The sequence below is a fragment of the Domibacillus indicus genome (assembly GCF_000970685.1).
GTDB lineage: Bacteria > Bacillota > Bacilli > Bacillales > Domibacillaceae > Domibacillus > Domibacillus indicus.
In genome coordinates, this window is sequence record NZ_LAJB01000016.1 from 1 (window position 1) to 14,072 (window position 14,072).

The following is a 14,072-nucleotide window of genomic DNA, read 5'->3' on the forward strand; positions in this document are numbered from 1 at the left end:
AGAGAAGTTTTGGTTTTTTATTTGAAAGAAAATTCAGAAAGGGTTTGTAAAATGAAACAAAAATATTAGGAAAGAGTAAATTTTTTAAATAAGCTTGTCGAAAAAATAAAAATTAAACAATGTTCTTTTCTTCTATTAACTTTTGATAATAGCCGGATTATTAGAGACTACTTTTCTCAGAAATCTTTGATAATCTTCTTCTGAAAATTGGCTTTTCTTATCAATTGCCATAATTTTATTTAAGTCTTGCCAATTAAAAACAGGAGATACTTCTCCTTGAAAAGATTTTTTTCCTAACCGATGCCATTTCTCAATGGCAGTACCCTTTCTTACCTTAGAACTTGAACTGTTCTCAGTATTGAATTTACTTTTAATTTGTAACAAAACAGTAGTTCCATCAGATTGTATTTTGCAAAAATCGATTGCTCGAAGAATATTTCCAGCACACCATATCCATCCGAAATTTTTTGCCTTAGTGTTGATATACTCTTCCAATAAATTTCCCTGTACATTTTCGGCACTCATAAATAAATTATGGTATTTTTCCGCTTCATCAGCTTTGGAATTACTAAGGGATAATAAGGTTTGCACCATTTCTTTTAAGCCTGGGTCAGATGGTGTTTGTTTTTTAGAGGCCAATCGCATACTTGGTAAATTTTTAATTGAATTAACGTAAGAATCAATCCATCTTGTAAGATAGCTATCTATATTACTATTGTTAGCAGGTAAATTGTATGTAGGGAACAATTCAAGTTTAGGCTTATTTATTGCTATTTGAAAGACTAAGTCTAAATTAGAAAAATCAAATTTATAATGATTTTTACATGATGAGTACTTGTTTTTGTACTCTTTATTGGTAGCTTCGAAATCAAACAGATTAACGTTAGCCATGATTTCCTCTCCTTTTTACAATTGAACATACAGAAATTGCATCTATAAAATGCAGGAAGTGTAACTTTATCAGTAAAGATAAGCCCTCGCTGTCTTTATTATTTACATATGTTTCCACTATGAAGCCTCCCAATCATTAATAATATACAGGATTATTACCCCATTTACACTTTATCATACTTTATTCACAATTAATTCTGTTATTTAGGACTTATTAATTAAAATTTAAATAAATACATAGGAATTAAGCAATCTTTAGCGGTATATTATATGGTCTTTCTGGCATTTTATAATTAGTTTCTACATATGGAAAAGAATTATCTCGTTTTAAAAATTTTGATTTATGGGTTTGAAAATAAATGAATTTTATAGGAAGTGTAAAAAGAATGGTATATACTTGAACCACAAGAAAACAGAACTATCGAACGAGGCTTCTCCTACACTGGGTGAAAGAAGTTCTATTTTTTTATCTTTTTAATAAATTTCCAAAAATGATTCGCAAAGACTTAATCTAATTTTACGGGGGATTTGCAAAATGGAGCAAAAATATAGGGGAAGAGTAAAGTTTTTTAAAGATGGTTGGGTATTCATTTCCAGCCAAAATGACCAAATCGGCGCTGTCTTTGTATCCTGGAGTGAAATTCAAAAAACTCGAAGCAAACGACACTGTAGAATTTAGTATAAAAGAAGGAGCCAGAGGGTGGGCAGCAACCAATGTAGTTGTTATCCAAAGAAATGCAGTAAAGCATCATACAGAAGACAAATTTGCATGGTGTCGAGAAGGAGAACAATTGGAAGAGGCATTTGTAAGGGAAATCGTGCCGAAGATTGGGCGGAATTTAATTATTCATCCTGACAAGATATCCAATCCCACTTCTATAGATTTATTTAACCCGCAAACTCAAGAAATTTCTGATCTGAAAACTCAAAAGACTCCTTTTTTCACAGCGAATAAATATAATTACGAGCCAACCTACACTGTTACCTTTAACAGAAAAGATTATACAAGATATAAGCAAATGTATCCTCGTGCAATTATTTATTGGTATGTAAAATGGGAACAGACAGAATGGAACGGTCTTTCTGTCGAGCCACTTGAAGGAGTATGGGAAGTTACATTCCACAATTTGGCACTGGAAATTGAAAAAGGGAAGGTTCCCTTGCACCCATATCAAAATAGGGTAAATGATGACCAAAATGCCAAGGATAGTTATTTGTTTGACTTAAGGAATTTCACTAGATTGTTATAAGAGTTATTTTTGGAGGTTAGACCATGAATGCAGAAACCAAGGAAAGAGTACGTGTACATATTCAAGGCGTGATGGATCGTTTAATTGAAAGAAGGACGGTTACAGAACCTTTCTTAGAAGCTGAAGTTGCTCAGCGAAATCCTTTCGGGCTTGCTGTAGTACCGATTGAAGTATGGAAAGGAGCTAAATTTGAGCGTTCTTTCGTCACTACACTTGGCCAGGGTATTTTCGAACAACTAGGTAAAATCATTGCCGAGGGATCAGGGGCTTTTGCACAGAATCAGTATGATAAAGCATTAACTATTAACACTTTTAAAACTGAATCGATTGATACAATTATCAAGAGTCAACGAGCCCGGGCTAAAAAAGGGGAACGCCCGGCACCTAACTTAACTGAAGAAATTGGAAAGCTTGCTGCTTTGGAAAATCCAAGATATGAAGATGTTTCAGTGAAATCGGATCTTTATATTCGTCGTCCAGATGGGGGGGAAGAGTATTATTCATTTAAAACAGTGAAGCCAAATTTGGATCAGACAGCAGAAGCCAAACGTAACCTCTTGCTTTTAAGATTGGGCGATCCAGATTGTAAGGCTTATTTTGCCCTTCCTTACAATCCTGGTGGTGAAGGATACCCTTACAGCGCAGCTGGTCACAGCATTCCAAATAAATTATTTAATATGGCAGACGACGAATATGTTTTAATCGGTGCAACGCTTTGGAATAAGATCGGAAATGATGAAAATACATATTCTGAACTTTTAGATGTGTTTCGGCAAGTCGGCCAGCGTTCGTCTCAAAGAATTCGCCAAGAATATTTTGATTTGTAAACAAATTTCTTGTATGATTTTTTGATTTAAGCTAGCGGTAAGAAGGCCCGATCTCTTTGGGTTTTCTTACTTTTTTAGGTTGTACAAGTTCCAATTTAACTGTTTATGAAGGGCTTGGTGCGTTAACTTTCCCAAGGGTTACTGCCGTTAACAAAAGTGCTATTGGTAGCCGTTTTTTTCTTTTGAAACATTGATAAAATCTAAGATCTTGTCGATTGCTGAATCAAAATCTTGATTTAATTCGTGCTCCCAAATTCTTAGCAGGCACCATCCCTCTTCTTGGTAATAGCGGTTCACATCAAGATCTCGTTTCATATTTCTTCCTAATTTTTTAACCCAAAAGTCTTCATTAGTTTTTGGGATCTTCCCGTGTACGGGGCAACTATGCCAGAAACAAGAATCAATAAAAATTACAGTCTTGTACTTACTGATGGAAATATCAGGTGTGCCGAAAAGTTTAGCGTTTTTTCGGAATCTGACACCCTTTTGCCACAAAGCTTTCGACACTTTATTTTCGAGTTTAGATTGCGAACGAATATTTTTCATATGATTGGTGTTTTTAGTAGAAGTGTTTTTCTCCATTTTTTTCACCCATCCTTTTTATAATTATCTATACCCGTTAAACATAAGGAAGAAGATTAAATTGCTCTCAAATTGGTTAAGGAAATGAAATGAACATTATTAAGTTAGTGATTCCTTTGGAAGATATTTTGAATGGATTGTCTACACTTATCTGGACAGACAGATTAAGGTCACGTACACTAGGTCTAAAATAGATGAAGAATCTCGATATGACGAAGCGAGAACTCCGTATCTTTACGTCCGATTTCAAAAAGTAAATGGTGCAGCTGTGCCAGAATGGAAAAACGAGGCGATTGATTATTATGAAAAAAGAGGATTGACACTAATGAACATTTTTACCCCTCAAATGCGAATCTACACAGTTGGCTTTAACACAAAAAGGATGGAATACGAAGCTGAAATATTAGAAATCCCAAGTGAACGCGGTTCAAATCAATCCGAAGCTCTCAATAAAATACTTGAGTGTGAAGGCATCGATATTGTTGATTATAATGACGATATTGCTGTGATAGTAGATGATCACGGAATGTTGAAATCCGGAAATCCCGTATTTGAGATAATTACGGAAGACGGATATAAGCTTAAACTTTGCGGAAAGCTTATTTTCGCTCGCAATGATTACAAAGAGGATAGTGTAGATTTAGCGGGCTTAAGTTTAGGTGACATTGAAAAACTAAAAAATTCATTGAATATTAAATTGACTGGGCTATTGAAATAATGATATTAAGAGAAAACTAATTTCTGAAGTTGTAAATAGAAGTAGGTTAAACAGAGAGGAAGGCCTTTTTTATAATACACAGCTGGATGAGTTGATAATACGTGTACAAATTAAAAATTTTTAAAATGAATTATACAGATAATTCTTTTTTTCGTATGCTAAAAAAATTCAACCTTGAAATTATAAATGTTTTGATGAAATAGATACCTATTTATGAATAATGTATGGCGGCACCTGCACAGTTTATGAATAGGTATTTTAACCGGGACTGGCGACCTCTGAAACTACCGGAGAACGGAAAGGATTATGATCCCTCCAAGATTTCCAGCAGAGCTCGTGCTTCCTATAAATGACCGGCAAAACAGTTTAAGAGCTTCCTCTGCTTTCGTTTGCTTATTATTCTTGTTTCCGTCCATTTCAATAACTCCACATAGCAGGAAAGTTCAATTGCAATAATATCCGGGTCGTTGAACTTGTACACTTCGGAAACTGTTTCATAATTTTTATTCGGATCATCACTTTTATTTGAAGGACTTACCACTTTTTTTTGATATTTTGAATTTGCATTCGATTTAGCTTCCTCAAAAACCCCGGTGACATACTCCATAACAAAGCCATATGTGCTGAGCTGCGCCGCTGCTTCTGCTGTGTACTTTGTATAGTGGTTATATAGAACAGTTAGGCGAGTCTCAAGATCTGCAGGTTTTCTTTTGAATTGAAGAAAAAACAATTGCTGAACAAATTTTTCCTTCAATGTGTTATCGTTCATTCCTCTTAAAACATCATCGAAAAAACGCTTGGAAAAGTATCTCGAGGTATCGTGTGTTTTTGGGGTTAATTGGAAAAATGATCGATATTGGTCATCGTGTTTTGGAGATGCCGTGTTGCTGGTATTCCGAAACAAATGCGGCTACAGTTTGTGTGTATCTCTGGTCGAACCATTCTTCATCCAAATACTTCTTATCAACGCTGGCAAAATCCCAATCCAAATGTTCATCATACATAAAAAAACCTCCTACTTATTTTGAGTAAACAAACTCTTTACATGATTCAGCAGTATTAAAATAGTACCAATATTCCGGTTTTAATTTACATAATATTCTGCATTCTTAACATTTTTTTAATATAGCACCACATGCACCTCAAAATGGCCATTGAGGATGTGTATGTCACTGGAAAACTGTCAAAAAAGAGCTGATTGCCATCATTAAAAGCTTGGTCTTGGTCATTGAACAGCTGACAGACCGCGTAGAAGAACGCTTTACTTTAAAGTAAAAGAAAGGTCACAGAATAAGGCCTTTCTGACATGGGCTGATTAGTTTCTACGTTCGGGAAAAGAATTGTCTTATTTTGAACACTTCGGTTTATGGGTTTATCTATAAAGAATTGAATTTTACAGGAAAACAGAAAAATAATGGTATATAATTGAATCACAGGAAAATAGAGCTATTGGATAAGAATTGAGGGACGCAAATGAATTTATATAATTTGAAGATCTGGAATGCAGAAAAACCTGATTCTCTTCCAACTTGGATTAAGCTTGCCTTTACTCTAGGAGCTTATCTAGTCAAAGCAAATACCGAAAAGGGAAAAAGGGTTAATATTGCTATTACAGTCCCACGTGATGAATATTTTTCTTTATTTGCAGCGATGGGAATTACTGACGGTATTTATTCATCCAATGACAACAATGATTCATTACGAGACCACGTACTGAAATTGAAAAAAGGAGACAGGATCATTTATAAAAACGGTGATTTGGAAAGAAAGGTATCCGTGGTATCAGTTGGCAAAAGCCCAATGGATAAAACTGAAATGATGTTGTACATTCAAGACCGAAATTTTCATCAAGGAATCCCAGAGCGTCAATGGCAGCAGAGAATTTTTCTTTTAAATGAAAAGTATGAAAAAATAAAACGTACCAGGGTCTTAGGAGAAAGTGAAAAAATAGGAGTAGACAGCCCTTTACTTAGCCTTCTATATACGACAGAGAAGTTAAATAAAACGGCTTTTTCGCCAATAGAAGCATTCTACTTAGTGGGGAAAAAAAATCAATTAATTAGCCAAATGAACGAAACTATTTTTTGTTCTGGTGAGGTTAAGGGTTCTATTAGCAATTTTCTTTTTGTAGAAGGGCTTAACAACAATAGCAGCTACAGTAATGGAAAATTTATGTCTTCCCTAACAAGAAAAGCGGAGGACAACCTTTCATCGAACACACCCGTGCTATATTCAGATGCCACCAGTTTCAAAAAACAGGAGAGAAACTTTAAGAAAAACCCATTCCTGAGTATAATCAGTCGTTCTGACCATGAAGACCGATTGCATGAAGTCACATTTGAGATCACTAAGTCGATCATACAAGGTAGGAATATTGATTATCTTACCGAAAACCTTGTGGATTTTATAAATAATGAATGCGATTGCATAATTCCAGATGGGGTGGAGCTGATTGCATGGAGGGAAGGAATAGGATGAATGACATCACGTTTTTATATAACCTCGAAGAAAAAAAAAATACTTATCGGCATATTGAACATAAAACAATAACTGAATTAGCGGAACAATTACAGAATTTCAAATTAAGCTTGGCAAGTGATTTTGCTGAAGAAGAAACCTTGTTAGATTTACACAGTTATATTAACAGAATCCTTTTCAATCTCTGCCAAAGTACTAGGCCTTATTCCGATTCACTCGATCAGGATACCTCTGATCTATTGCTAAATAAGTTTCGACAAACGAAAATGGGTTATCCTGATGTATTTAATAATTTCCTAAAGCCCCTTGCAAAAACGATGCATGCTTTGATGGAAAACAAAGATAACGCTTTGTTTGATTTTATCTGCGCCCACCTAAATGCTAACCCTAACAATAGTAAGAATTTTTCAATTGTGACGAAACGATCTTTGCCATACTCAGAAAGGGATCTCATCTTGGTCAAGGTAAATCCTGTATTGGATGTGAGCTTTTACACAGAAAATGGCTATAGAAAAACAAAGAGAACATTTGATGAAGCGCTGTTTTTAGGTAGCAGTAATTTCTTTGGATCTTATTCCAGTCGGGTACTTAAGGCTTTTCAAACCACCTTTGTTGCTTATGATTTCTTTCTGAATAAAAACCAAGTGACAAGCAATTTTTCTCAATTGCCACAAAAACAGGTGGTAAATACTATTCAAAAAGGAATCATTTTTGAAAACACACTAGTTGACAAAAAAATCCTTGAGATAAAAGAAGAAAATGCTGCCCAACAAGTGGTTGAAAGAATAATACAGGAGCAAAAAAATATGGGCAAAGAGGAAGAACATCCACATATAATGGCTAGCATCGTATTTATAGAGGATGATCGTTTCTTGTTCATTTCCAGAGAATCCAATGTTCGTATTTTATCACCCCACGATAAGAATGATTTTGTAAAACAAATCAATTTCAAAGATTTAGAAGAAGATGATTATCTTATTATCCGAAACGATCGGGATACAAAACTGATTGCAGAAGTTGCAGACAAAGAGCTACTGAAAGACAAGGCTGTCCAATACCGGAAGCTACAGGAACATTGGAAAAAAAGGTTGCGCACCCATGTTGGAAAATTAGGCCCCCAACGTGTAAGCGACATTCTCAGCCAGAAATATAAAATGAAAACAGCTTCCAGCGTATCTGTCCGCAATTGGTGTACGGAGGAAAGCATTTGCCCAAAAGAGCTACCTTTATTATTAGAGGCATTAAAGTATAAAAAAAACGAAATTGGGAAAATACATCAAGCTATGAAGAAAACTCAGAATGCCCATAGGCAAGCAGGGAGGATTATTACACGTAGCTTAATGGATGAATTGAAAGAGGACGTATTCGAAAGGTTGAATGAACAAGGATATTATACATTTAACTCCAAGACCTTTAATGGAGCATCTTTCAATATTGAAAGAGTCGTCTCCATTGACAATAGAAAGTATTCTATCTTTTATCATGATTTGATGAAGCCTATTAATGCCACTAACTAGAAGGAGGGAACCAATATGGCAACTAAAAGTTCAATACTAGAAGAATCGCTTAAGAATCGTGACCATGTAATAGCCTCGGTAAAAGAGGAGATGATAGGTCCTATGCGGATTAAAGAAAACTTTATGGAATTTAAGATTCAAGGGCACACTGTTTTTGAAAAGAAAGAAGAGCTTTACCAGCCTTACTATTGGAGGGTTGGAAATGAGAAAGAAGAAATTCTTCAACGCCAAACACCATCTCAGCGTTATGTGAGCGGCCAGCTTTTTCCTATTACATTTGATGGTGAAGAAGGAAGTGAGCCAGAGATCTTAGAAGTGTTGCCTTCTATCCTAGAAACAGAAGAAACAGAGCGAACTGTGCCAGTAGATGCAGATGGGGATACAGATTTACTTCCTCAAGGAGATGATCGCAAAACCTCCACAATGGGATTAACCTTTTGTTTAGATGAGACAGTTCCAAGCTTAAACGTCACGGTTCGCGGCGGTATTTATACTCCCCACAAAGTAAGGCTTAAATTGGAAGAACATTCAAAAACATGGTGGATGCGGGAATCCATAGAGGGCTGTATAACGATTAAAGTAAGCGATTTGCTTTCAGAGAAAAACTTTGCAACAAACCTAGACTTCAAAAACTCGAAAAATGAAAAAATCAGCCACCTTTCCATACAATTACAGGCTCGAATCCGCAAGATACAAGGATTTCATATCATTACAATCAGTATTACAAACCGCTCTTCTGACCTTTCATTTCCAAAGAACCAATTGACACTTTTTCAATCAGAACTTGAAATAGAAACAGGAGAAGGTTACGAGTTTTCAACTTATCCGAAACCCTACCAACTCAAACGAAAGCTCAGCCTGAAAGAAGCTTCTACAGAACTGCTGTATCGAAATCAAGGGACGTTTGCATTTGGCCATAATTGTGCTGCAACTTGGGCGCAGCATTCAGCCGTCCAATCGATCAGATCTACTTTTCTTCCAGAATTTGAAACGCAAAGCATGACTCCTGACATTCATTTAGAAGATGGCTGCCCCTTACAAATTAAAATGAGCGATCTTGCCGGCCTATCATCTCAAAACAATCCAAAGGAAATTCTTCAACCCTTGTTAGAAGGATACAAAAAGTGGATAGACAAAAAAGAAAGTGAAATCGAACAACTGCCTATTGCCCTTCAGCCAGCTGCGGAGAAACATATTTCTTTATGCCGGTCTAGCCTAACTAGAATGAAACATGGTCTTTTATTATTAGATAAAGAAAAAACAATGCGGGCATTCCGTTTAGCAAATTTGGCTATTTTGCTTCAACAAGAAAATGGAACAACCAAAAGGTCTGGAATCATTCATGAAAAAGGAGGAAAAGTTGAAATTTCGTTTGACCAAAAATATAAAGAAATAATAAAGACAGAAGAAAACATTAGGGGCTCAAAAAATACTTGGCGTGGATTCCAAATCGCTTTTTTTCTAATGTCTATTAGTTCTTTTGTAGAGGAAACGGACGATTCAAGAGAGATTGTCGATTTAATTTTTTTCCCGACAGGTGGAGGAAAAACCGAAGCTTATTTAGGGGTAGCAGCCTTTCAAATGTTGCTACGGAGACTAAATGATCCTTCAGACGCTGGCGTAGACGTCATTATGCGTTACACATTAAGGCTGTTGACTGCTGATCAATTTCAGCGATCATCAAGGTTAATCTGCGCATTAGAATACCTTCGCAAGAATAATGAAACAGAATTAGGCTCAGTTCCCTATTCCATTGGCATATGGGTAGGCGGAAAAACAACACCAAACAAGAATTCAGAAGCTAATATACAGCTTCTTCACTTAACAAAAAACAAACGTGATGCCAAGAACTTTGTAATCAGCAACTGCCCTTGGTGTGGCGCCAAACTAGGACATTATTCTAGTGAAAACGGCCAGAGGAAGAATAATAAAATTCACCTTGGTTATAAAAATGAAAAAAACAGCTTGAAAATCTACTGTCCTGACATACAGTGTACCTTTCACGACGAACTTCCTATTTATATAGTAGATGAAACTATCTACAAGAAAAGGCCAACTTTTTTAATTGGAACAGTTGATAAGTTTGTCCAGCTTGTGTGGCAACCCGAAGCTCGTAAGCTTTTTGGAATTGATACGGAGGGAGAACGCTTCGCAAGCCCCCCGACATTAATCATTCAAGATGAACTTCATCTCATATCAGGTCCGCTGGGGTCTTTATCAGGCCTTTTTGAGATTTTAATCGAAGAGCTGTGCACAAAGGAAAGAGGCAAACAAAGAATAAAACCTAAAATTATCGCAGCAACAGCAACCATTTCCCAATTTGAAGAACAAATTTTAGCCCTATTCGGGAGAGAAGAAGATAAAGCACGCCTTTTTCCTAGTCCAGGCCTGGATCATGACGATTCTTATTTCGCTAAACCTGCACGGGATGAAAAAGACGGAGAGCTTATGCCGGGAAGAAAATACGTTGGTGTTTATACAAATTCTATTAAAATTATGATGAGCCAAGTTATAACATTTTCAGCCATTATTCAATCCGCAGCTGAAATTGAAAGGAAAGAACGTGATCCGTTTTGGACCCTTTTGGCATTTTATAATAGCCTTCGTGATTTAGGAGCAGCCTTGACATTAACGCAGACGGATATTCCACAATATATGACTTCTATGACCCAGAGGAAAGGGACACAAAACTCTGTCCGCAATGTTGGCAGGGTTCTCGAGTTGACTTCAAGAAAGCAAAGCGATGAAATTTCTAAAACAATCGATGATTTGAAAGTGAAATTTGATCCTAATCAAAATAAGCAGGAAGCATTGGACTTGTGCTTGGCTTCAAACATTATTGAAGTAGGCATCGACATTGACAGGCTCTCTGCCATGGCTATTGTCGGCCAGCCAAAAATGACTGCCCAATATATCCAGGTCAGCGGGCGTGTAGGCAGAAGATGGTGGGAACGGCCGGGAGTCATCTTTACTTTATACTCAAATACAAGGTCACGAGATAAATCCCATTTCGAGCATTTTCAAGAATACCATCAAAAACTATATGCTCAAGTAGAGCCAACCAGTGTTACCCCTTTTTCCGATTCTTGCCTAGACAGAGGACTCAAAGCAATAATAGTGGGGTTTTTGCGGCAAGCACTAACGTCAGATGTTGCCCGCTCCCCGGATCCTGCATACATTAAAAAACATTTGGTTCCAAGAATCGTTCCTTTCTATGAGAGGATCATCCAACGTACCGAATTGATAGATCCAGAACAAGTAGAGTCGGTTAAAACTCATTTCAAGGGGCTGATGGAAAGCTTGAAGCATGGCAACTACACCACTTGGCAAGTAGAGGGGGACGCAGCTGGCTTCATGTACCCTGCAGGATCGCATATCCCGCAATATACGCATCCAAAACCGGAAGCCATGATAAATACGATGAGGAATGTGGATGTCGAGTGCCGAGGCATGATTTCAATGCTTTACGAAGGTGAAGACAAAAAAGAAGACGCAGGCAGCTGGGAAGGGTTATTTATATGAGAGATATACCGCTTAGAAGAAGCCAATTGATTACCACATTCGGGCCAGGGTCTCTTGTCGTCAGTCAAGATGGGGAGACGGCTTTGGTTGGGTCTTTAGACAAATGGTACCATGATAAGGATGGTGTTCCTTTAAACTCGTTTGGAGAATACTTGGTTTTTGAGCCGAGGTTGCAATCTCTACTCGGGGTCAATAAACTGCTAGCCCCCCCAGATTTCAGGGCTAGTTACAGCGCGCAATATAAAGGAAGCAGTGCGCCCCAAGATTATATGAATCTCTATATCCCTTTACTGAGGTATCCAACCTGGCATTACTGCCCGCATTGCCGCAATTTATATCAACGGTCATTATCATTAAAAACAAATAAAATTGACTGCAAAAAGTGTCAAAGAGCCATTAAAATGATCCAAGTTCCATTTGTAATCATCTGTGAACAGGGGCACATCTCAGATTTCCCTTGGAGAGAATGGGTTCACCGAAATGAGCACGCAACCTGTGAGAAGGATATGTCATTAAGATCCACAGGTGGCTCCACGCTCGATTCGCTTAAAGTGGTTTGTGAATGCAAGGCAGAGCGAAGCTTGAAGGGCATTATGAGCAGGCGTCATACCAGTGGAGACGATAATGGAGTCAGCGAATTAAGCCGTTCATTAAACCAGCCTAAAGGAGGAACAGCAGAGAATTACTATACATGCCCAGGTACACGGCCATGGATGGGATCTCTGGAAGAAAAAGAAAATTGCAACGTTTATCCAATAGCAGCTCTTAAGAATTCAATAAACGTCTACTATTCAAACACCATAAGCGCTATTTATTTGCCTGGTGAAAACAAGGAGGTAGACGAAATCATCAACATGTTCGAAAAATACAAAATCACTAATGAGATTCTTGATACCCATGATACGTTGAAGGGAAAAATAAAATTAATTAGGTTAATTGCCCCTCCGAAAATTGTAGATTATACAGATGAGGATATCGAACAAGCCATCTTGTATTTAAAGTCAGGATCCGATTACAAGGAAAGTCAAGAAAAGAATCAAAGCGTGGAGCTGGAACTTCGAAAAAAAGAATACGATACCCTGATTCATGAAATTGATAGAGAGGACTTGAAAGTTTTAAAAGAATGGGACCAAGTAAATGGGGCAAGGGAAGAAGTTGAAGAAATTATTTCTTCTTATTTTGGCCTGTTGCACCGCGTTACTAAATTAAAAGAAACAATAGTTCTAGCAGGCTTCACCCGTTCCAAGCCTTTTTCTACTGATGCTAAGCATATCCAAGCACTGAGAAATGGGCGAGAGCTGCTTTTTAAGTCTTATGAATCTCCTGAAAACAACTGGCTTCCAGCTTTTAAAGTGTTTGGCGAGGGGATCTTTTTCACGCTGGATATAGAAAAATTAAACGATTGGGAAAACCGGGCAGCAGTCCGAAATTATTTTAAGAAATACCTTAAAAGGTATAAAAAAGCAACAAATGACCAAGGTATGGAGTTAAAGCCGCGGTCTATCCTACTTCACACCCTGTCACACCTTTTAATTGATCAATTAGCCTTAAAATGTGGTTATAATACAACGTCACTTAAAGAAAGGTTATACTTAGACCCTGAACAGTCCGGGGTGCTTATATATACGTCCTCTGGGGATTCCGAAGGAACGTTTGGCGGAGTCGTGCGAATGGGAAGGATGAAAAACTTTGTGCCGAATTTGTACGCAGCCCTTAACAAAGCGTTATGGTGCAGCTCGGATCCAGTATGCACTGAAATTGGCACAAAAGAAGGACAAGGCTTGGATAAGTTAAATGGAGCAGCCTGCCATAGTTGTTCGCATTTGCCCGAAACCTCCTGTGAGCATAACAACTTATTGTTGGATCGTACATTTTTAATGGACGAAGAAATAGGTTTTTTTAAAGATTTGAATGTTATTCTCAGGTCAGAAGCATAATGTGAATAGAATAAGATACTGTCTAGCCTGTAAGCCTCATCTTATTTTTAAGTATGTTCTTACAATGTTTATGTGAAGCAGTTATACCAGTTGCTGTTTGAATTTAGGATTGAATTATAATGTGATATTATAGGAGAAATCTATATAAGTAATATTTAAAAAGAGAGCATCTAAAATTTAAAAAGTTTTAGATGCTCTTCATATTTTAAAGAAAACCTACAATTTGTCTGAAATATACAGTCTAAAAATCAGTCTAAAAACAATGTCTAGAATATCGTTAAAATAAAGATTTTTGGTGGTATAATATGGATGTTAAGAATGGTTGAAACACCTTTGTATTTCAAGAATAG

The 14,072-nt window shown here is 37.0% G+C and carries 11 protein-coding genes; 7 read left to right on the forward strand and 4 right to left on the reverse strand.

Features of this window, described 5'->3' with window-relative positions; genetic code table 11:
• Nucleotides 1–135 precede the first annotated feature (135 nt).
• A complete protein-coding gene (locus tag VP98_RS18345) occupies nt 136–891 on the reverse strand; it encodes a SinI family restriction endonuclease (protein WP_052712261.1) in 756 nt (251 codons plus the stop codon).
• A 575-nt stretch (nt 892–1,466) separates the two neighbouring features.
• On the opposite strand from VP98_RS18345, the gene VP98_RS14960 reads away from it, so the two are divergent.
• Together VP98_RS14960 and VP98_RS14965 are read left to right on the forward strand one after the other, a co-directional pair.
• Complete coding sequence (locus tag VP98_RS14960) at nt 1,467–2,141, forward strand: cold-shock protein (protein ID WP_046176214.1); 675 nt, start codon at nt 1,467–1,469, stop codon at nt 2,139–2,141.
• Nucleotides 2,142–2,164: 23 nt separating this feature from the next.
• Nucleotides 2,165–2,968: a TdeIII family type II restriction endonuclease gene (locus tag VP98_RS14965; RefSeq protein ID WP_046176215.1), complete on the forward strand. Its 804-nt coding sequence runs from the start codon at nt 2,165–2,167 to the stop codon at nt 2,966–2,968.
• Nucleotides 2,969–3,127: 159 nt separating this feature from the next.
• Here VP98_RS14965 and VP98_RS14970 read toward each other — a convergent pair whose 3' ends face one another.
• The gene (locus VP98_RS14970) at nt 3,128–3,550 is read right to left on the reverse strand and encodes a very short patch repair endonuclease (protein WP_046176216.1); all 423 of its coding nucleotides are present in this window, start codon (nt 3,548–3,550) and stop codon (nt 3,128–3,130) included.
• 268 nt (nt 3,551–3,818) lie between these two features.
• Between VP98_RS14970 and VP98_RS14975 the strand changes: the two genes are divergently transcribed.
• Nucleotides 3,819–4,268, forward strand: coding sequence for a DUF3846 domain-containing protein (locus VP98_RS14975; protein ID WP_156151407.1), 450 nt, complete (start codon nt 3,819–3,821; stop codon nt 4,266–4,268).
• Between the two features lie 343 nt (nt 4,269–4,611).
• Here the strand turns inward: VP98_RS14975 and VP98_RS14980 are convergent, their stop codons facing one another.
• Nucleotides 4,612–5,022 carry a hypothetical protein gene (locus VP98_RS14980; protein WP_156151408.1) on the reverse strand — a complete coding sequence of 137 codons (411 nt, stop codon included), beginning with the start codon at nt 5,020–5,022 and terminating at the stop codon, nt 4,612–4,614.
• 106 nt (nt 5,023–5,128) lie between these two features.
• Complete coding sequence (locus tag VP98_RS18990) at nt 5,129–5,272, reverse strand: hypothetical protein (RefSeq protein ID WP_156151409.1); 144 nt, start codon at nt 5,270–5,272, stop codon at nt 5,129–5,131.
• A 469-nt stretch (nt 5,273–5,741) separates the two neighbouring features.
• Between VP98_RS18990 and VP98_RS14985 the strand changes: the two genes are divergently transcribed.
• The 4 genes from VP98_RS14985 to drmB are packed head-to-tail and all read left to right on the forward strand — an operon-like array spanning nt 5,742 to nt 13,722.
• Nucleotides 5,742–6,746 (forward strand): hypothetical protein, encoded by a 1,005-nt coding sequence (locus VP98_RS14985; RefSeq protein WP_046176219.1) that lies wholly within the window; start codon nt 5,742–5,744, stop codon nt 6,744–6,746.
• On the forward strand, nt 6,743–8,263 hold the full coding sequence (locus VP98_RS14990) for a hypothetical protein (RefSeq protein ID WP_052712262.1): 1,521 nt from the start codon (nt 6,743–6,745) through the stop codon (nt 8,261–8,263). The genes VP98_RS14985 and VP98_RS14990 overlap by 4 nt, the downstream gene beginning before the upstream one ends.
• Before the next feature lie 15 nt (nt 8,264–8,278).
• Nucleotides 8,279–11,785 (forward strand): helicase-related protein, encoded by a 3,507-nt coding sequence (locus VP98_RS14995; protein WP_046176221.1) that lies wholly within the window; start codon nt 8,279–8,281, stop codon nt 11,783–11,785.
• The gene (gene drmB, locus VP98_RS15000; RefSeq protein WP_046176222.1) at nt 11,782–13,722 is read left to right on the forward strand and encodes a DrmB family protein; all 1,941 of its coding nucleotides are present in this window, start codon (nt 11,782–11,784) and stop codon (nt 13,720–13,722) included. The genes VP98_RS14995 and drmB overlap by 4 nt, the downstream gene beginning before the upstream one ends.
• Nucleotides 13,723–14,072 lie beyond the last annotated feature (350 nt).